The sequence below is a fragment of the Neorhizobium puerariae genome, assembly GCF_042429745.1.
GTDB classification, from domain to species: domain Bacteria; phylum Pseudomonadota; class Alphaproteobacteria; order Rhizobiales; family Rhizobiaceae; genus Neorhizobium; species Neorhizobium puerariae.
Map to the genome: position 1 here is coordinate 45,406 of NZ_JBHMAA010000013.1, position 17,925 is coordinate 63,330.

The window sequence follows — 17,925 nt, forward strand, 5'->3', positions numbered from 1 at the left end:
ATGAACTATCGTCTGGAGGTCGCGGCGAAAGCGGCGAATTCTTCCTTTTCCCGCGCCCGCCTCGTCAGATCCTTGCGAACATAGTCCAGCTGTTCTTCTGTCGAAAAGCCTTCGCGGTCGAACATCTCGAACATCGCAATATCTTCCGCATCAAGGGGATTTCCCTCGATCATCTGAAGATGCGCGGCTTCGAGAGTGCGCTTGCAGATCGTGTCCTTGTCACTCATGCGAGAACTTTTCCAATTCTGACGAAGCGCAGCAAAGTTGAGTTTCAACCATGATGAACGATACCAGAAATCCGGTCATCCAGCAAATTCGCCGCGCCGCGGGAAACCTCACGCCACCTGCACCACATGCCCCTCCGATACCTCGCGGTATTCGCGCTTCGGCGGTACGAAATTGACGGGGCGGATGGGGCTCTTGATCTCGTCGGTCGACATGTTGCGCCTGATCCTGCGGCGCGACGGGTCCGGCACGGGAACAGCCGCCATCAGTTTCTTCGTATAGGGATGCTGCGGGTTCTCGAAGACGGCGGCGCGCGGGCCGATCTCGACGATCTCGCCGAGATACATGACCGCGACGCGGTGGCTCACCCGCTCCACCACCGCCATGTCGTGGGAAATGAACAGGAAGGCGAGGTTGAGGCTCTGCTGCAGGTCGAGCAGAAGGTTGCAGACCTGCGCCTTGATCGATACGTCGAGGGCCGAGACCGCCTCGTCTGCGACGATCACCTTCGGGTCGAGCATCAGGGCGCGGGCGATCGCGATGCGCTGCCGCTGGCCGCCCGAGAACTCGTGCGGGTAGCGCTTCATCATGTCGGCGGAAAGACCGACCTTCTCCATCAGGCCCGCCGCCTTTTCACGGGCCTGGCTCCGGGTGCCGAGACTGTGTTCGACGAACGGTTCCATCACCGCCGAGCCGACGCTCATCCGCGGGTTGAGCGACGCGAACGGGTCCTGGAACACCATCTGGATCGACCGACGCATCTGGCGCAGCATCGACTGGTCGAGTTTCATGACCTCGTAGCCGTCGAGCGTCACATTGCCGCTGGTCGGCGTGATGAGGCGGGTGACGGAACGGCCGGTGGTCGACTTGCCGCAGCCCGATTCGCCGACGAGCGACAGCGTCTCGCCCTCGAAGAGATTGAAGGAGACCTTTTCCACCGCATGCACGGCGCCCGTCTTGCGGCCGAACAGGCCGGAATGGATGTCGAAGCGGGTCGTCAGATCCTCGACGTCGAGGATCGGCGTTTTGCCCTTGGCCACGGTGTCCGTCACGTCCTTGAGCGGCTGCTGCTCGCCCGTCTTCACGTCGATGATCGGGAAACGCAGCGGCAGCTTGCGCTCGCCCATCGAGCCGAGCCGCGGCACGGCCGAGAGAAGCGCCCGCGTATAGGCGTGCTTGCCGCGGTGGAAGATGTCGTCGGTCTCGCCCATCTCGACCGCGTCGCCGCGATACATGACGATCGTGCGGTCGGCGACCTCGGCCACCACGCCCATGTCATGGGTGATGAAGAGCACCGACATGCCCTCCTCTTCCTGCAGCAGCTTGATCAGGTCGAGGATCTGGCCCTGAATGGTGACATCGAGCGCCGTGGTCGGCTCGTCGGCGATCAGCAGCTTCGGCTTGGACGCCAGCGCCATGGCGATCATCACGCGCTGGCGCATGCCGCCCGAAAACTGGTGCGGATAGTCGTCGAAGCGCGACGACGCGTTGGGGATGCGGACCTTTTCCAGAAGGCGGATCACCTCCGCCTTGGCATCCGCCCTGGAAATGTCCTTGTGGACGGTCAGCGCCTCGGCGATCTGTTTGCCAATCGGAAAAATCGGATTGAGCGAAGTCATCGGCTCCTGGAAGATCATCGAGATGTCGTTGCCGCGCACCCGGCGCATCTGCTCCTCCGGCAGCGACAGGAGCTCCTTGCCGCCGAGGAAGACCTGCCCCTCGATGCGGCTCGAATTCTTCGGCAGGAGCCGCATGATGGAGAGCGAGGTGACGCTCTTGCCCGACCCCGATTCACCGACGATCGCCACCGTCTCGCGCGGCGCCACGTCGAAGGAGATGTTGCGGACGACGGTTCTCCACTCGTCGTTGACGCGAAACGAGGTCGAGAGGTTCCTGACCGAAAGAACAGGCGCGACCGAACCGCCGGTCTGTTCCATTGCAGTTCCCGAAAGCAGCATGGAGTTCCCCTTGAAGTCCGGTGTCAGGCGGCAAGCGCGGTTTCGGCAAGCGTCACCCAGTAACTGACGCCATAGGGGATCGCCTCGTCGTTGAAATCGTAGGCCGCGTTGTGGAGGCTTGCGGTATCTCCGTTGCCGATGAAGATGAACGCCCCCGGCCGTGTCTCCAGCATGTAGGAGAAATCCTCCGCGCCCATATGGGGCGGCACGCCCACATGAACGGCCTTCGAGCCGGCGACCTTTCCCGCGATGCCGGCGGCGAAATCGGTCTCCCCGTCGTGGTTGAAGGTGACGGGGTAGCCGCGGCGGTAGACGACTTCGGCCGCCGCGCCATGGGCGATCGCGGTCGACTGCGCCACTTCGGTCAGTCGCTTCTCGGCGAAATCGCGGGTTTCCGGCAGAAGCGTGCGCACCGTGCCGGTCATCTTCACGAAGGCCGGGATGACATTGCTCGCCTCGCCGCCATGGATCGAGGCGACGGTGACGACCAGCGATTTCAGCGGGTCCGTCTCGCGCGAGACGAGCGACTGCAGCGCGATGACGATATGCGAGGCGACCAGCACCGGATCGATGGAAAGATGCGGCTGGGCGGCATGGCTGCCGCGGCCGTGAACGGTGATCTCGAACGTATCCGCCGCGGCCATGACCCCGCCCTTGCCGATCGCGAAATGACCGACCGGCAGGCGCGGCTCGTTGTGCATGCCGTAGACCTGGGCGATCTCGAACCTGTCCATCAGGCCGTCGTTGATCATCGCCAGCGCGCCGGCCCCGCCCTCCTCGGCCGGCTGGAAGATCACCGCGATCGAACCCTTGAAATTGCGGGTTTCGGCAAGATATTGCGCGGCGCCGAGCAGCATGGCGGTATGCCCGTCATGGCCGCAGGAATGCGCCTTGCCGGGGGTCCTGGAGGCCCACGGCTTGCCGGAGGTTTCCAGGATCGGCAGGGCGTCCATGTCGGCGCGGAAGCCGATCACCGGGCCATCGCCCTGGCTGCCCTTGATGATGCCGACCACGCCGGTCCTGCCGATGCCGGTCTCGACCGCGTCGCAACCGAAGGACCTCAGTTTCTCCGCGACGAACCTGGAAGTCTCGTGGACGTCGTAGAGCAGCTCCGGATTCTGGTGCAGATGGCGCCGCCATTCGGCGACCTGATCCTGCATTTCCGCAACGCGATTGATGACTGGCATGCTCGCAACCTCGTCGATTTTCCGCTGGTTCCCACTCTGGCGCCCCGCTTCCGGCGGCATCAGAGACTTTATGATTCTATTGCAGTTTTCGGATCTTGAATTCGCGCCCGCCTCTGTTGCGGGAAGGGCGCGAAGGTCAGATTCATCCCACCTGCCGAGGCGGATATTGCGATGCCGGGACGGGGTTTTGCAAGCTTCAATTTTCCGGCTTGAACGGAAAATAGGCCTATGCTTAGATGGCACAAATTTTGATCATGCTCGCTTCAGGCGACATGACGTAACCTGTTCTTGAACTCGCTTTTCAGGAGGACGCAGAGAGGAATATCCTGCGAAGTCAACGGGTTATAAAAGGGCTTCGCAGACCCATGGCATCGAAGGCCGGACCAACCGGCAAGCCACAAAAACAACTCATAAGAGAATGAATAAGGGGAAATACAGCATGAAAAACCTTAGATTCCTTCTGGCGGGCACCGTTGCCGCGCTTGCCGTCGCCGGTTCCGCGGCCCATGCCGAGCGGGGCTCCGACGGCGAACTGAAAATCCTGTTCTGGCAGGCGGTTTCCACCCTCAATCCCTATCTCTCCGGCGGCACCAAGGAGGTCTATTCGTCCTCCATGGTCATCGAGCCCCTGGCCCGTTACGACGAGAAGGGCCAGCTCGTGCCGATGCTGGTCACCGAGATTCCGACCGTGGAGAACGGCGGCGTCGCCAAGGACCTGCTCAGCATGACCTGGAAGCTGAAACCGGACGTCAAATGGTCGGACGGCACGCCGTTCACGGCGGAAGACGTGATCTTCACCTGGAAATACTGCGTCGCCCCGGACGGCGGATGCGCCCAGAAGGCCCAGTATGAAGGCGTCACGAATGTCGAGGCGCCCGACGCGCATACCGTGAAGATCTCCTTCTCCGAGCCGAAGCCCTATCCCTACAGCGCCTTCGTCGGCGCGCAGTCGCCGGTCGTCCAGAAGAAGCAGTTCGAAAATTGCGTCGGCGCCAAGGCTCCGGGCTGCACATCGGCCAACTTCGGCCCGATCGGCACCGGACCGTTCGTCGTCAAGGACTTCAAGCCGAACGACGTCATCACTTTCGAGGCCAACAAGAACTATCGCGATCCGGCCAAGCCCGCCTTCGCGACGGTGACGCTGAAGGGCGGCGGCGATGCCGCCTCGGCCGCCCGCGCGGTTCTGGAAACTGGGGAGTTCGACTACGCCTGGAACATGCAGGTCGAGCCGGAAGTGCTCGCCACCATGCTGAAGGCCGGCAAGGGCAAGCTCGAAACGGCCTTCGGCACGCAGGTCGAACGTATCAATCTCAACTGGTACAACCCCGATCCGAAGCTTGGCGACAAGCGCTCGACCCAGCAGGCCGGCCCGCATCCGGCGCTGAAGGACACGGCCGTCCGCCGCGCGCTTTCGCTGGCGATCGACCGCGGCGTCATCGACGAGGCGGGTTATGGCGAAGCCGGCAAGCCCACCTGCAACATCGTTCCCGCGCCGGAGGCCTATGCCTCGACGAAGAACGACGGCTGGTGCCTGAAGCAGGATATCGACGCGGCCAACAAGCTGCTCGACGACGCCGGCTGGAAGAAGGGCGGCGACGGCGTCCGCGCCAAGGATGGCGTCCGTCTCTCCTTCCTCTACCAGACCTCCACCAACTCTGTCCGCCAGGCGACGCAGGAACTCGTCAAGGACATGTGGTCCCAGATCGGCGTCGAATCCGAGCTTCGCAACGTCAGCGCATCGGTCTTCTTCGGCGGTGATCCGGCAAGCCCCGACACCTTCCAGAAGTTCTATGCGGACGTCGAGATGTACACCAACAACTTCGACGGCACGGACCCGGAGAAGTATCTGGCGGAATGGCTTTGCGACAAGGTTCCGAGCCCGGAAAACGGCTGGCAGGGCCAGAACATCCCGCGCTACTGCAATGCGCAGTTCGACAAGCTCGTCGGCGAACTCTCCAAGACCTCCGACATCTCCAAGCGTGAAGAGCTCGCCAAGCAGCTCAACGACATGCTGACCGAAGAGGGTGCGCATATCCCGCTCATCCATCGCGGCAGCGTCTCCTCGCATTCGCTGACCCTTCAAGGGGTGCGCATGAATGCGTGGGATTCCGAACTGTGGAACGTCGCCGACTGGTCGCGCAAGAAGTGATGACCATCGCCGGGCCGGCCGTGACGGCAGGCCCGGCGACGGCATCTCCTCCTGCGCTCCCCGCATGTTTCCCTGGGCCTGCCCGGGCCGGGGAAAACCTTGCGGCAGTTTCAGAACCCGCAGTGTCCCCTGCCGGTCAGGCGCGGGGCAGCGGCGTGGAGAGATTTCCATATGTTCACATACACCTTGCGGCGATTGCTCTTCGCAATCCCGACCCTGCTGGTCATCAGCTTCGTCATTTTCGCGCTTCTCGACCTCGCGCCCAATGATCCGACCGGCGACCTGCCGCTGACGATCCCGCCGGAGGTCCGCGAGCAGATCAAGGCCTCGCTCGGCCTCGACCAGCCATTCGCCATCCGCTATCTCCGGTGGCTGCAGCAATTCTTCGTCAACGAACCGCTCAACATCGTCGAAAGCCTGACCGGCTGGCAGATCGGCGACGGCGATCGCATGCGGGTCCTCTCCTGGGCGACCCGCAGCCCCGTGGTCGACCTGATCGTGCAGCGCCTGCCGCAGACGCTCTGGGTCGTCGGCCTCGCCTATCTCTTCGGCATACTGATCGCCATTCCGATCGGCGTGGTTTCCGCCTACAGGCAGTATTCGATCTTCGACCAGGTCGGCACCTTCCTCGCAATGGTCGGTTATTCCGTGCCCACCTTCTTCACCGGCGTGCTCCTGATCGTCGTCTTCTCCTCGTACCTGCAATGGTTTCCATCCGTCTATGACACGAACCTGAAGGTCACCGACGTCTCGAGCTTCGTGGCGCAGATCAGGCAGATGGCGCTGCCGGTCACGGTGCTGGCGCTCTACAACGCCTCGCAGATCACCCGCTTCGTGCGGGCCTCGATGCTGGACAACCTGCATCAGGACTATGTGCGCACGGCCCGCGCCAAGGGCGTCAAGGAAAAGGCCGTCCTGCTCGTCCATGTGCTGCGCAACAGCCTGATCCCCGTCGTCACGGTGATCGCGCTCGGCGTGCCGACGATCTTTTCAGGCGCGATCATCACGGAACAGATTTTTCGCGTGAACGGCCTGGGCCAGCTGCTGATCACGGCCGTGCAGGGGGCGGATATCCCGCTCGTGCAGACGCTGACCTTCATCTTCGCCGTGCTGATCGTGCTCTTCAACCTCATCGCCGACGTACTCTACGGCATTCTTGACCCGAGGATACGTTATGACTGACGCGACCATAACAAGCACGCCGCCCGCCACCGCCGCGACGCCGGCCCGATCGGCCTTCGCCGACATGTGGCGCCAGTTCCGCGCCCACAAGGGAGGCGTCGCCGGCCTGGTGGTCTTCGCCTTCATCCTGCTCGCGGTCTATGTCGGCCCCTATATCCACCGGGTGGCGCCGAACACCATCAACATCCGCGACAAGAACCAGTGGCCGTCGCTCGCCCATCCGTTCGGCACCGACAACCTCGGCAAGGACATGCTTGCCCAGGTGCTGGCGGGCGGGCGCATCTCGCTCGCCGTCGGCATCACCGCCATGCTGCTCGCCCTCTTCCTCGGAACGCTGATCGGGGTCCTCTCCGGCTATTTCCGGAAGCTCGACGGGCCGCTGATGCGCCTCACCGACCTCTTCCTCGCCCTGCCGCTGCTGCCGCTGCTGCTGGTCATCCTGATGCTCTTCCGCGACACGCTGAGGGCGGCATTCGGGCCGGAGACCGGCATCTTCATCCTGATCGTCTTCGTGATCGGGATCACCAGCTGGATGCACACCGCCCGCATCGTCCGCGGCGACGTGCTGTCGGTCAAGAGCCAGGAATTCATCCTGGCGGCCAAATCGAGCGGCATGCGCGAGCACCGCATCATCCTGAAGCACATCCTGCCGAACGTCCTGAGTTCGATCATGGTTTCGGCGACGCTCGGCATCGCCTCGGCGATCATCACGGAATCGGCGCTGAGCTTCCTGGGGCTTGGCTTCCCGTCGGACTTCCCGACCTGGGGCCGCCTGCTCTTCGACGGCGCCAACTTCCTGCAACTGACCCCGTCGCGCGTGCTCTGGCCGGGACTGGCGATCTCGCTGACGGTGCTCAGCGTCAACTACATGGGCGACGCAATCCGCGACGCGCTCGATCCGAGAGCCCTGAAGCACTAAGGCGGCAGGGATCATCCCCTCCAATCCCGAAATGGCGGCCCCGGCCGCCATTTTTGTTTCAGCCTTCCGGGAACCGGCAGGCCCGGACGCTGTTTGGTGGGGCGCGGAATGACCCGCTTGAACGACACGGAAGGAGACAAGGCGATGAACTGGAATCAGGTCGAAGGCAATTGGGAACAGTTCAGGGGCAAGGTCCAGAGCCAGTGGGGCAGACTGACGGGAGACGACCTCGACGTCATCGCCGGCAACCGCAGGCAACTCGCCGGCAAGATCCAGGAACGCTATGGCAAGGCCCAGGAAGAGGCCGATCGTGAAGTGGAAGACTGGCTCCACCAGCACTGAACTTTTTTTTGGAACCGTTGGAACCTATCTTTCAGACGCCCGTTATACTGCTGTTCGAAGGCGACCCCCCGTCCCCCGCCCTACAAAAGCCTTCGGACAACTCTTCAATCCCCCTCGAAGAGACGAACTGGCCCGGCTCCGCAAAATCGGAACCGGGTCAGTTTAGTTTTAGGCAATAGCGAATAGCGTTCGATATTGATAAACTTTGCAATGGTTTCTTTACTGAAATTCTTAAACTATTCGCTATTCGCTTTTTCCATCACTCCCCGCCGCTTTCCAGCGGAAACACCAGGCGATAGCTGATCCTGTCGTTCGAGATGGCGTAGTGAGCCTTGCCGTTGACGGAGGCAGGGACGACGCGTTCCAGCACGGTGCTGCCGAAATGCGCTTTCAGCGCCTCTTCGTCTTCCGATTTCAGGCTGGCGTCCAGAACCTCGTCCCAGACTATTTCGAGCGCATCGTGGCCGTTGAGCTCGGTGCGGGTGCAGGCCACGTTGATGACGCGGCCGCTGCGCAGCAGCGAGCCGTGGCTCACCGCATTGACGATCAGCTCATGCAGCGCCAGGCCCAGATGCAGCGACGCGTTCGGCGTGAGCAGCACGTTGTCGCCGTGGACACGCACGAGATGCTTGTTCTCCGGCAGGTATTTTTCGGTCTGCTGCTGCACCAGCTCGAAGAAATAGGCGCCACGCCAGCTGGAATCGGTGATCAGGTCCTGGGATTGCGACAGCGAATAAAGCCGCCCCCGGAACTTGTGCAGGAAAAGTTCGAGCGAGCCGGAATAACGCGCCGTCTGGAGCGCAATGCTCTGGATGATGGCGAGCAGGTTCTTGGAACGGTGGCTGACTTCCCTCAGCAGCGCCCTCAGCAGGCGTTCGCGATGGCGCTCTTCGGAGCGGTCGATAATGGTCGTGACGAGATGCACGCCGCCCTTGGCGAACCCCACCGCCTGCACCCGGAATTCGTAGACCTGCTCCGTACCGATGGCGATTTCGATATGGCCCTTGCTGCCGGCTTCGGTGATCCCTTCCTTGAGGGTGCCGAGCTTGGCGGCGACCTCGTCGCCGAACAGGCTGACGTCGCTCGGCGTCGCCACATGCTCTATAGCCCAGATTTCCGGCAGATTGGTCACGAAGAGATAATTGCGGCCCGCATCCTGGATGATGATGCTCGCGCCGAGATCGACGAGAGCGGGCACGAAAAACTCGCGCAACGTGTCATCACTCTGACCAGCTTGCTGCCATGTCAGGGGATGCACCAATTTCCTCACTCCGTCTGGGGGCTTCCGGGGGAACCCGGGAAGCCTGCTCAGGCACCCGGATATATGAGCATTCATCATCTGTAAGATGTCACACGCGTCGGAACAAGCCTACGACGAGGTATATCAGCACCACCGCAAGGAACAGGACAAACAAGATCTGGGCAATGCCCGACGTCCCTGCAATGCCGCCGAAACCCATCGCACCGGCGACGATCGCGACGAGCAGAAACGCAAGAACATAGTACAACATGGCCTCCTACTCCTTCCCGGATGCTTCCAACCATACCCCGTTGCATTTGTTCCTGATTGTTTTCCTCTCGCCGCGGATGGATCAGGCGGCTGCCTTCACTGCCTCGTTGAAGAACAGGGCCTGGCTGATCAGCGCCTTCACCATGTCGGGATTGAACGGCTTGGTGACGAGGAAGGCGGGTTCCGGACGTTCGCCGGTCAGCAGCCGCTCCGGGAAGGCGGTGATGAAGATCACCGGCACGCTGGAGGACTTGAGGATCTCGTTGACGGCGTCGATGCCCGAACTGCCGTCGGCGAGCTGGATATCGGCAAGCACCATCTTCGGATGCGAGGAATTGAACAGCGACACCGCTTCCTTGTGGGTGCGGGCGATGCCGGTGACCCGGTGGCCGAGATCCTGCACCATCTGCTCGATATCGAGCGCGATCAGCGGCTCGTCCTCGATGATCATGATATCCGTCGCCACCTGACGCGAAATCTCGCGGGTCGCTTCATCGAGCAGGCGGTTCACGTCGGCGACGCTGACATCGAGCACCTCGGCGGTCTCCTCCAGCGAGAAGCCTTCGACCGAGATGAGCAGGAAGGCATGCCGCGCCTGCGAGGGCAAGGTCGCCAGGTTGGCGGCCGCGCGCTGCTCCCACGCAAAGGGCGATTCGATCGGCCGGATTTCGATATTGGTGGAACCAAAAATCGTGACGAAGAGTTTATAGAGCGAGACACGGTCCCTGGACGTTTCCGGAAAAATGGAAACGTCTGCGATCAGCGCTTCCAGGACCGCAGCGACATACGCGTCTCCCGAAGTCTGTGATCCGGTGACGGCGCGAGCATACCGACGCAAATATGGAAGGTGAGACGCAACGCGTGTGGTCAGTGACATACAAAATCTCCCCTGATGCCCGGCGGGCAATTGACCTATTATGAACGTGAGCATGCAAAAAAAGTTCCGCAAGTAGGGAACTATTTTTCTTGCTACGAATTTTCTTGCCCGACGATATCGCAACAGGCTGCCCGCGTGATGAATGACGACGACAACAGAAAAAAAGACGATATGACTACTATCCAACCCCACGAAGTCAGACCTGGAGCGGTGCAGCCCAACGCTTCCATTTCCCGTAAACTGCGCGAATTCTACGATGCGGTGCAGGAGGAAGGGATTCCGGATCGTTTTCTCGAGCTTCTCGAACGTCTCGAACAGGCCGAGAAGAATGCAAAGCCGGTGAATGTAAAATGAATAGGGAAGACGAGATCGACGATCGCGGCTTCAAGCGCGACCTTCTGGCGTCGCTGCCCAACCTGCGAGCTTTTGCGGTGTCGCTGACCGGCCGTCACGACAAGGCGGACGACCTGGTGCAGGACACCATCATGAAAGCCTGGGCCAACCAGTCGAGCTTCACCGCCGGCACGAACATGCGGGCCTGGCTTTTCACCATCCTGCGCAACGAATTCTACAGCCAGATGCGCAAGCGCGGCCGTGAGGTGCAGGACAGCGACGGCCTGTTCAGCGAACGCTTTTCAGTCCATCCGGAACAGTATGGCCGGCTTGACCTGCAGGACTTCCGCAAGGCGCTCGACAAGCTGCCGGACGACCAGCGCGAGGCGATCATCCTCGTCGGCGCCGCCGGCTTCGCCTATGAGGAGGCCGCCGCCATCTGCGGCTGCGCCGTCGGCACGATCAAGAGCCGCGTCAGCCGCGCCCGCGCCCGCCTCCAGGAACTTCTGGGAGTCTCCGGCGAAAGCGACTACGGCCCCGATCCGGGCGATGCTGCCATCACCTCCCGCGCCTTCGGAAGCTGAAGGCGCGCCGGACGATCAGGGACCGTCAGGGAAGCGTTGCCCGATCCCGGGCGGCATTCCCGACGGCATCCGTCAATTGCTCCTCGTCGAAAGGTTTCGGAACGACGGCGACGCCCGGCCAGTCCGCAAGCCCTGCGAGTTCCTCGTCCAGAAAGGTCGAGAAGACAACGCCGACGCCGGCGGCGCGCAGATCGTCGGCCCCCTCGGGCTTCCGCGCAAGGCCGGAATCGATCAGCACGATGTCGAACGTCTGGTTTTCCAGGACGGCCGGATATTCGTGCGGCATCGCGATCTGGATATCGCATTGAAAAGCATCGCCCAGGATGCGTTCGGCCTCCATGGCGACCAGATATTCCAAATCCACGATGAGAATGCGCAAGGCGTGTGTGTCCTGATTTCGAGTGCAGGAACCACCCTAGATCATCGAAAACAGATGGCGTCATTTACAAAAGACATAAGGCGACAGGAAGGAATGTTCGCCGATCACCCGCATTGGCCGGCAGGGCGACGGCCACCCTTTCGTCCCGGCGGCCGTTCACCCCGTCATTCGGCAGGATCGTCGGTTTGGGAACTGGCCGATCCCATGTTCCTCATCAGCAGGAAGCCGAGGCCGGCGGCCACCGAAGCCAGGAGCAGCGGCCGCGACTTGAGGACGAGCGGCAGGGCCGAGAGCGCGGCGGTCACCATCAATGCCTTGCTGCTGTTGGCCGCGGCCGCCTCGCGCCTGCGCCGTTCCTCGGCCCGGTTCTCCATCGCGATCCAGACAAGCATCACGAAGGCCAGGACGAGCGCGCCGCCGGCAACGACGAGCAAGGCGACCGGCAGGCCCCACATCTGCCCGAGATAGACCGCAAGCGCGGCAACCGCGAGCACATAGGCCGTCAGCAGGAAGACCATCGCAAAGGCATAGAGGACGGCATTCCTCTTGAGCCGCTCTGTGAACGCCGCGATGTCTATTGCGGCGAGCGAAGCCAGCAGGGGGCCGAGTCCCGCCATCGTCAGCGCCGCGTCATCAGCGCGAACAGGAAGCCGACGCCGGCGGCGATGGCGACGGCCTGGATAGGGTTCGTACGGATCTGGCGCTCCAGGTCCCGTTCCAGAGAAAGCGCCTGCTCGCGCGCGGCTTCCACCATGTGGAGCGAGGCATCGGCCGCCTCGTTGGCGGCACGCCGCGCCTTGCCGCGCACTTCGCCGGCCTTCTCGTTGCCGACGGCGGCGATGCTGCGGGCGAGTGCCGAGATGTCGTCGCGGAGCTGCTGGATCTGAGCTTCGATGTCCTTCGTGGCGGCCGCGTTCTGGCCATCGCCATTGCGGGCGAATTCGCTGGTCGTATTGGCGCTGGGCATATCGATCTCCTGGGTTGGTTTGTCCTGTTGAAGCACGCCGGCCGGGCAGCCCGCTTTGCGAAAAATCAAATGGCGCGGAAAGCGGGGAGGAGGACGATTACCGGGACCGGCATCTCCGGGACATTGCAATCATGGTTCTCATCTTCGACCTCTTCGACAGGCGCGTGACACGCGCGGAAAGAAAGCGGAAAGAAACCTGCGCATGTTTCGGACCGCGCGCGATGAACGCGGCAGAGGCGTGATTGTTCCGAGACAGGCCCCCCGGCCGCGACGTGGCCGGCGGACCCGGAGGCTTCAGGCCGCCTGAGGCTCCGGCCACCGGCCGACGCCGCCGGTCCACTGTTCGAAGGCGCGCGACAGCCTGAGCACCAGCAGGTCGTCGAAACGCGGCCCGACGATCTGCAGCCCGATCGGCATGCCGGATTTCGAAAAACCGCAATTGATGGAGGAAGCCGGCTGTTCCGACATGTTCCATGGCACGGTGAAGCCGATATGCTCGAAGGGCAGTGCCGGGTCGTTGGTGGGCGAGGCCCATTCCGCCGGATAGGACACGATCGGGTTGGTGGGCGAGATCACCGCATCGACCCGGGTGAACAGCCGGCCGCAGGTCTTGCGCATCTCGATCGTCTGGTTGAACCCCCGCACCGCATCGACGCCCGAAACCTCGGCCCCGCCCTTCGCCCATTCGTGGATATAGGGCAGGATCAGCGCCCGCCGCGCTTCCGGCATCTTCTCGATATCGCCCCAGAAGCGCGCGCGCCAGAAATTGTCGAGCCCGTCGAGCATGGCGCGGGTCATGACCGGCTCGACCGGAACCACGACCGCCCCCGCGTCCTCGAAGCGCCTTGCCGCGGCGATGACCGCGTCCCGGACCTCCCCGTCGACCGGCAGGCCGACGCCGGCATCCAGCATCAGGCCGATCTTCATGCCTTTTACGTCCACGTCGAAATCGAGCCAGTCGAACGCACTCGGCGGCAGGCTCGTGCCGTCGCGCCAGTCCGGCCGCGACAGTGTCGCCATCGAAAAGGCCGCGTCCTCCACCATACGGGTCATCGGTCCGGCACAGCGGCCGACATAATAGGGATCGACCGGAATGCGGCCCTGGCTCGGCTTGAAGCCGAAAAGCCCGGTCCAGCCGGCGGGCAGGCGCACCGAGCCACCGATATCCGTGCCGATATGAAGCGGCCCGAAGCTCGCGGCGCCGGCAGCCGAGGCGCCGGCGCTCGATCCGCCCGGGTTCTGCGTCAGATCCCACGGATTGCGGCTCAGATGATGGAAGCTGGAAAGGCCGGAGGAGAGCATGCCGTAATCCGGGCAGGTGGTCTTGGCGAAGATCACCGCACCGTCCTCCCTCATGCGGGCGGCGATCGGCGCGTCCTCGGCCGCGGGCACGAGATCGACAGCCGCGGTGCCGAGCGGCACCGGCTGGCCCCGGGTGGCGATGAGTTCCTTGAGCGTCACCGGAATGCCGTCGAGATGCCCAAGCGTCTCACCCTTCATCCACCGTGCGGTCGATGCCGTAGCCTGGGCGCGGGCACTTTCGGGGTCGTAGAGATAAAGCGCCTGCACCTGCGGCTCGAAGGCGTCGATACGGTCCTCGACCGCCAGCCAGTATTCGGACGGCGAGAGTTTCTTGGCGGCGTAGAGGTCCACAAGTTCGCGGATCGTCAGTTTCAGGAGGTCGTTCATCGGAATATCTTCGTGTTCGAAAAATCAGGAATTGTCGCGCGGATCGAGAAGGTCGCGAAGCCCGTCGCCGAGCATGTTGAGGCCGAGCACGGCGAGCGCGATCGCAAGCCCCGGCATCAGGGCCAGCCAGGGCGCCTGGCCAAGGAAGGTCTGGGAATCGGCCAGCATCCGGCCCCATGTGGGCGCCGGGGGCGGCATGCCGAGCCCCAGGAAGGAAAGGCCCGCCTCGGTGAGGATCGCCAGTCCGAGCTGGATCGTCACCTGTACGATGATCTGGTTGGAGATGTTCGGCAAGACATGCACCAGCGTGATCGTCCCCTTCCGCCTTCCCATCCCGGTCGCCGCCGTCACATAGTCGCGCGTCCAGATCTGCAGCGCGGCGCTGACGGCGAGGCGGGCGAACACCGGCACCATGAAAATGCCGATCGCGATGATCGCCGTGAACCGCCCGGAGCCGATGAAGGCCCCGAGCATCATGGCCGACAGGATCGGCGGCACCGCGAAGATGATGTCGCAGCCGCGCATGACGATGATCTCCAGGAGGCCGCGGCGCATCGCGACGACGACGCCCACCGCCGTCCCGACGCCTGCGCCGAGAAGCACGGCGAGGATCGAGGTCGAAAGTGAATTCCAGGCGCCGACCATCAGCATGGAAGCGACATCGCGGCCGAACTGGTCGGTGCCGAGCAGGCCGGATTCGAGCGGGGCCTTCAGCTTCTGGACGATATTCATCCTGCCCGGCGGAAACGGCGTCCAGGCGAGCGACAGAAGGGCCACGGCGAAGAGCGCGGAGGTGATCGCGAGACCGGCGACGAAGACGGGACGGCGCAACGCTCTTGTCATCGGGCGCCGGCCCTCAGACGCGGGTCGATCAGCAGGTAGGCAAGGTCGACGAGGAAGTTCATCAGGATGACCAGCGCGGAGAAGAACAGCACGACATCCTGCATGACGACGATATCGCGCTGGGAGAGGGCCTGGTAGGCGAGCCGCCCAAGGCCCGGCAGATTGAAGACGTTTTCAACCAGCACCGCGCCGGCGATGAGGAACGTGAACTGCAGGCCGAGCATCGTGACCACCGGGAGAGCCGCATTCGGCACCGCGTGCCGCCAGATGGCGACGCCGTCGCTCAGGCCCTTGGCGCGGGCGGTGCGGACGAAATCCTCGTTCATCACTTCGAGCACCGCCGAGCGCGCGACGCGGGTGAGGACGCCTGCCTGCGGAAGCGCAAGGGCGATCGCCGGCATCACCAGCGCCTGCAGCCCGGCGCCGAGCCCTGCATTCCACCCGGGGAAACCACCGGCCGGCATCCAACCGAGCATGCTCGAAAACACGATGATGAGCAGCAGCCCGACCCAGAAGGCGGGCACGGCGATGCTCATATAGGAAAACAGCCCGGCGACGAAATCGAAGATGCCGTTATGTTTTCGCGCAGCCTGCACGCCGAGCGGAATGGCGATGAGAATCGAAAGGACAATGGCCATCAGCGCCAGCGGCAGGGTGACGGCAAGCCGCTCGGCGATGAGGCCCGCGACCGGCACGCCATAGGTATAGGACTGCCCGAGATCACCCCGGAAGACGCCCGCGAGCCAGGCGAGATAGCGCACCGGCAGAGGCTGGTCGAGACCGAGCTGTTTCTGGAGTGCGGCCAGCGTTTCCGGGCTTGCCGACGTGCCGAGCATGATCGCCGCGGGATCACCCGGCAACAGGCCCATGACCGCAAAGATCAGCAGCGAGACGACCAGCAGCGTGATGACGAGACTGACGATGCGGCGGATGAGGATGGAGATCATGAGCGGCACGCTCCCACTCTCCCCCCTTGCGGGGGAGATGTCAGAGGAGAGTGGCGCGGCGGGCTCGACGTGTAAGGAGTCTGTGGAACCGTCCCCCTCCGCCCTGCCGGGCATCTGCCGGGCGCGGCGCGGCGATGAGGGGGTGCCCATGCGGCAAGCTCTTCGCTCGCCTGTTTGGCTTCGCCCTCCTCACCCGGTCCTTCGGACCGCCTTCTCCCCGCCGGGAAGAAGAGGGAGGCTGCCGCATTCACCCCGCTCCAATTCATCGCCTGGCTTCACTCTTCCCAGTGCACGTCCGTCAGCACGTTCGAGGGGATAGGCTCGTTTTCCCAGAGCCCCTTCACCTTGCCGTCCCAGACGCCGAGCTTCGGCATGACGAAGAGATAGAGCGCCGGCACGTCGTCGGCGAGAATGGTCTGCGCCTCGCCGTAGAGCTTCTCCTGTTCGGCGGGGTCCGAAGTCGCCTCGACCTTCTTCAGGAGATCGTTGAAGGCCGGGTTCCTGTAGTTGAAGTAATAGGGATCGCGGGCATAGATATCGATGTCCATTGGCTCCGCATGGGCGACGATGGTCATGTCGTAGTCGGCGGCCTTCAGGACGTCGGCCACCCACTTCGCCGGGAATTCGGTCGTCTCGATGTTCATCGTCACGCCGATTTCCGCAAACATCGCCTGCAATACCTGCGAGGTGCGCTGCGCATAGGCCATCTGCGGCGCCTTGATCGTGAAGGTGAAGCCGTTCGGATAGCCCGCTTCGGCAAGCAGCGCCTTCGCCTTTCCAGCATCGTAGGGGTAGACCCCGGTCAGGTCCCTGTAGCCGCGGTCGTTCGGCGTGTAATGGCTGCCGATCGGCGTACCGAAGCCGGACCAGGCGCCCTCGATCACCGTGGCGCGGTCGACCGCCATCATCAGCGCCTGGCGCACCCGCCTGTCGCTGAAAGGCTTGCGGGTGTTGTTCATGCCGGCGACCACCTTGAGTTCGGTATTGCCGATGACGGTCGTCAGCCGCTTGTCCCCCTCGAAGGACTTGATCAGCTCCGGCGCGCCGAATTCCGGAAACGCGTCGACATCGCCGGCTTTCAACGCCGCCGCCTGCGCCTGCGGGTCGCTGATGAAGCGGAACGCGGCGGTATCGAGCTTCACCGGAACGCCCTTGTTCCAGTAGTCCGGGTTCTTCGCCAGATCGACCTTGGAGCCCTTGGCCCAGTTCACGAACCTGAACGGTCCGGTGCCGACCGGGGTCGTCTTGTTGTCGGCGGCCGATTTCGGCTCGACGATGCTGGAGGACGGCCAGCCGAGCCAGTAGAGCAGGCTGCCGGCCGGCTGCTTGAGCCTGAGCACCAGTGTCGATGCGTCCGGCGTCTCGATCGTGTCGATCGAGGCGAAATAGCGCTTCTGCGGATTGACGGAATCGGCGCCGCGGGCGCGGTCGATCGAGAATTTCGCCACCGAGGAATCGAAGGCGACGCCGTTGTGGAACGTGACGCCCTGCCGGAGCTTGAACGTATAGGTCAGCCCGTCGGGCGAGATCTGCCAGCTTTCGGCAAGCTGCGGCTGCACCTTGCCCGCCTTGTCGATGGTCGTAAGCCCCTCGAAAATGTTCTGCCAGGTCACCTGACCGATGGCGACGGGCGCGGCGACCGTCGGATCGAGCCCCGCCGGCTCGATCGCCATGCCGACCGTGATCGCGGTCTTCGGCGCGGCCTGCGCATCCGTTTCATGAAGCAAAAGGCCCGCGATCATCGCCAGGCCGAAGGCTGCACTCTTCAACATCGTGGCGGAGCCCAAAAACGTCGTCCTGCCCATCCATCATCCCCTTTTTTTGGTCAGCGATC

The 17,925-nt window shown here is 63.2% G+C and carries 18 protein-coding genes and 1 pseudogene; 6 read left to right on the plus strand and 13 right to left on the minus strand.

The genetic code is table 11. The features are described 5' to 3' along the window. Positions 1 to 5: 5 nt before the first annotated feature. The 3 genes from ACFFP0_RS11045 to ACFFP0_RS11055 form a co-directional block, all read right to left on the minus strand. Positions 6 to 227, minus strand: coding sequence for a hypothetical protein (locus ACFFP0_RS11045; RefSeq protein ID WP_377260340.1), 222 nt, complete (start codon positions 225 to 227; stop codon positions 6 to 8). Between the two features lie 108 nt (positions 228 to 335). Continuing rightward, positions 336 to 2,183 (minus strand): ABC transporter ATP-binding protein, encoded by a 1,848-nt coding sequence (locus ACFFP0_RS11050; protein WP_377260342.1) that lies wholly within the window; start codon positions 2,181 to 2,183, stop codon positions 336 to 338. A 23-nt stretch (positions 2,184 to 2,206) separates the two neighbouring features. Beyond that, complete coding sequence (locus ACFFP0_RS11055; RefSeq protein WP_377260344.1) at positions 2,207 to 3,370, minus strand: M20 aminoacylase family protein; 1,164 nt, start codon at positions 3,368 to 3,370, stop codon at positions 2,207 to 2,209. Positions 3,371 to 3,809: 439 nt separating this feature from the next. On the opposite strand from ACFFP0_RS11055, the gene ACFFP0_RS11060 reads away from it, so the two are divergent. From ACFFP0_RS11060 to ACFFP0_RS11075, 4 genes are all read left to right on the plus strand, one after another. Beyond that, positions 3,810 to 5,519 (plus strand): peptide ABC transporter substrate-binding protein, encoded by a 1,710-nt coding sequence (locus ACFFP0_RS11060; RefSeq protein WP_377260346.1) that lies wholly within the window; start codon positions 3,810 to 3,812, stop codon positions 5,517 to 5,519. 171 nt (positions 5,520 to 5,690) lie between these two features. Further along, entirely contained in the window at positions 5,691 to 6,701 is a 1,011-nt protein-coding gene (locus ACFFP0_RS11065; RefSeq protein WP_377260348.1) for an ABC transporter permease, read from the plus strand. After that, positions 6,694 to 7,620 (plus strand): ABC transporter permease, encoded by a 927-nt coding sequence (locus ACFFP0_RS11070; RefSeq protein WP_377260350.1) that lies wholly within the window; start codon positions 6,694 to 6,696, stop codon positions 7,618 to 7,620. The genes ACFFP0_RS11065 and ACFFP0_RS11070 overlap by 8 nt, the downstream gene beginning before the upstream one ends. A gap of 144 nt (positions 7,621 to 7,764) precedes the next feature. Beyond that, on the plus strand, positions 7,765 to 7,962 hold the full coding sequence (locus tag ACFFP0_RS11075; protein ID WP_377260352.1) for a CsbD family protein: 198 nt from the start codon (positions 7,765 to 7,767) through the stop codon (positions 7,960 to 7,962). Between the two features lie 259 nt (positions 7,963 to 8,221). On the opposite strand, the gene ACFFP0_RS11080 is transcribed toward ACFFP0_RS11075, so the two are convergent. From ACFFP0_RS11080 to ACFFP0_RS11090, 3 genes are all read right to left on the minus strand, one after another. Then, on the minus strand, positions 8,222 to 9,220 hold the full coding sequence (locus ACFFP0_RS11080) for a sensor histidine kinase (protein ID WP_377260689.1): 999 nt from the start codon (positions 9,218 to 9,220) through the stop codon (positions 8,222 to 8,224). A gap of 91 nt (positions 9,221 to 9,311) precedes the next feature. After that, complete coding sequence (locus ACFFP0_RS11085) at positions 9,312 to 9,473, minus strand: DUF1328 domain-containing protein (RefSeq protein ID WP_377260354.1); 162 nt, start codon at positions 9,471 to 9,473, stop codon at positions 9,312 to 9,314. 81 nt (positions 9,474 to 9,554) lie between these two features. Further along, positions 9,555 to 10,349: a response regulator gene (locus ACFFP0_RS11090; RefSeq protein ID WP_377260356.1), complete on the minus strand. Its 795-nt coding sequence runs from the start codon at positions 10,347 to 10,349 to the stop codon at positions 9,555 to 9,557. Positions 10,350 to 10,571: 222 nt separating this feature from the next. Here ACFFP0_RS11090 and ACFFP0_RS11095 point away from each other — a divergent pair. Together ACFFP0_RS11095 and ACFFP0_RS11100 are read left to right on the plus strand one after the other, a co-directional pair. Next, positions 10,572 to 10,703 (plus strand): annotated as a pseudogene (locus ACFFP0_RS11095) (NepR family anti-sigma factor); the annotation flags it as partial. Continuing rightward, on the plus strand, positions 10,700 to 11,266 hold the full coding sequence (locus ACFFP0_RS11100; protein ID WP_377260358.1) for an RNA polymerase sigma factor: 567 nt from the start codon (positions 10,700 to 10,702) through the stop codon (positions 11,264 to 11,266). The pseudogene ACFFP0_RS11095 and the gene ACFFP0_RS11100, both read left to right, overlap by 4 nt. A 25-nt stretch (positions 11,267 to 11,291) precedes the next feature. Here the strand turns inward: ACFFP0_RS11100 and ACFFP0_RS11105 are convergent, their stop codons facing one another. The 7 genes from ACFFP0_RS11105 to ACFFP0_RS11135 all read right to left on the minus strand — a co-directional run bounded on the left by ACFFP0_RS11105 (position 11,292) and on the right by ACFFP0_RS11135 (position 17,863). Next, positions 11,292 to 11,645 carry a hypothetical protein gene (locus tag ACFFP0_RS11105; protein ID WP_377260360.1) on the minus strand — a complete coding sequence of 118 codons (354 nt, stop codon included), beginning with the start codon at positions 11,643 to 11,645 and terminating at the stop codon, positions 11,292 to 11,294. A 164-nt stretch (positions 11,646 to 11,809) separates the two neighbouring features. Continuing rightward, positions 11,810 to 12,262: a hypothetical protein gene (locus ACFFP0_RS11110; protein ID WP_377260362.1), complete on the minus strand. Its 453-nt coding sequence runs from the start codon at positions 12,260 to 12,262 to the stop codon at positions 11,810 to 11,812. A gap of 2 nt (positions 12,263 to 12,264) precedes the next feature. Then, positions 12,265 to 12,612 (minus strand): ElaB/YgaM/YqjD family protein, encoded by a 348-nt coding sequence (locus ACFFP0_RS11115; RefSeq protein ID WP_377260364.1) that lies wholly within the window; start codon positions 12,610 to 12,612, stop codon positions 12,265 to 12,267. Between the two features lie 294 nt (positions 12,613 to 12,906). Continuing rightward, positions 12,907 to 14,301, minus strand: a complete 1,395-nt coding sequence (locus ACFFP0_RS11120; protein ID WP_377260366.1) for an amidase — start codon at positions 14,299 to 14,301, stop codon at positions 12,907 to 12,909. Positions 14,302 to 14,325: 24 nt separating this feature from the next. Continuing rightward, positions 14,326 to 15,144, minus strand: coding sequence for an ABC transporter permease (locus ACFFP0_RS11125; RefSeq protein ID WP_377260368.1), 819 nt, complete (start codon positions 15,142 to 15,144; stop codon positions 14,326 to 14,328). Beyond that, positions 15,141 to 16,091, minus strand: coding sequence for an ABC transporter permease (locus ACFFP0_RS11130; protein WP_377260691.1), 951 nt, complete (start codon positions 16,089 to 16,091; stop codon positions 15,141 to 15,143). The genes ACFFP0_RS11125 and ACFFP0_RS11130 overlap by 4 nt, the downstream gene beginning before the upstream one ends. Before the next feature lie 275 nt (positions 16,092 to 16,366). Further along, a complete protein-coding gene (locus ACFFP0_RS11135) occupies positions 16,367 to 17,863 on the minus strand; it encodes an ABC transporter substrate-binding protein (protein WP_377260370.1) in 1,497 nt (498 codons plus the stop codon). Between the last annotated feature and the right edge of the window lie 62 nt (positions 17,864 to 17,925).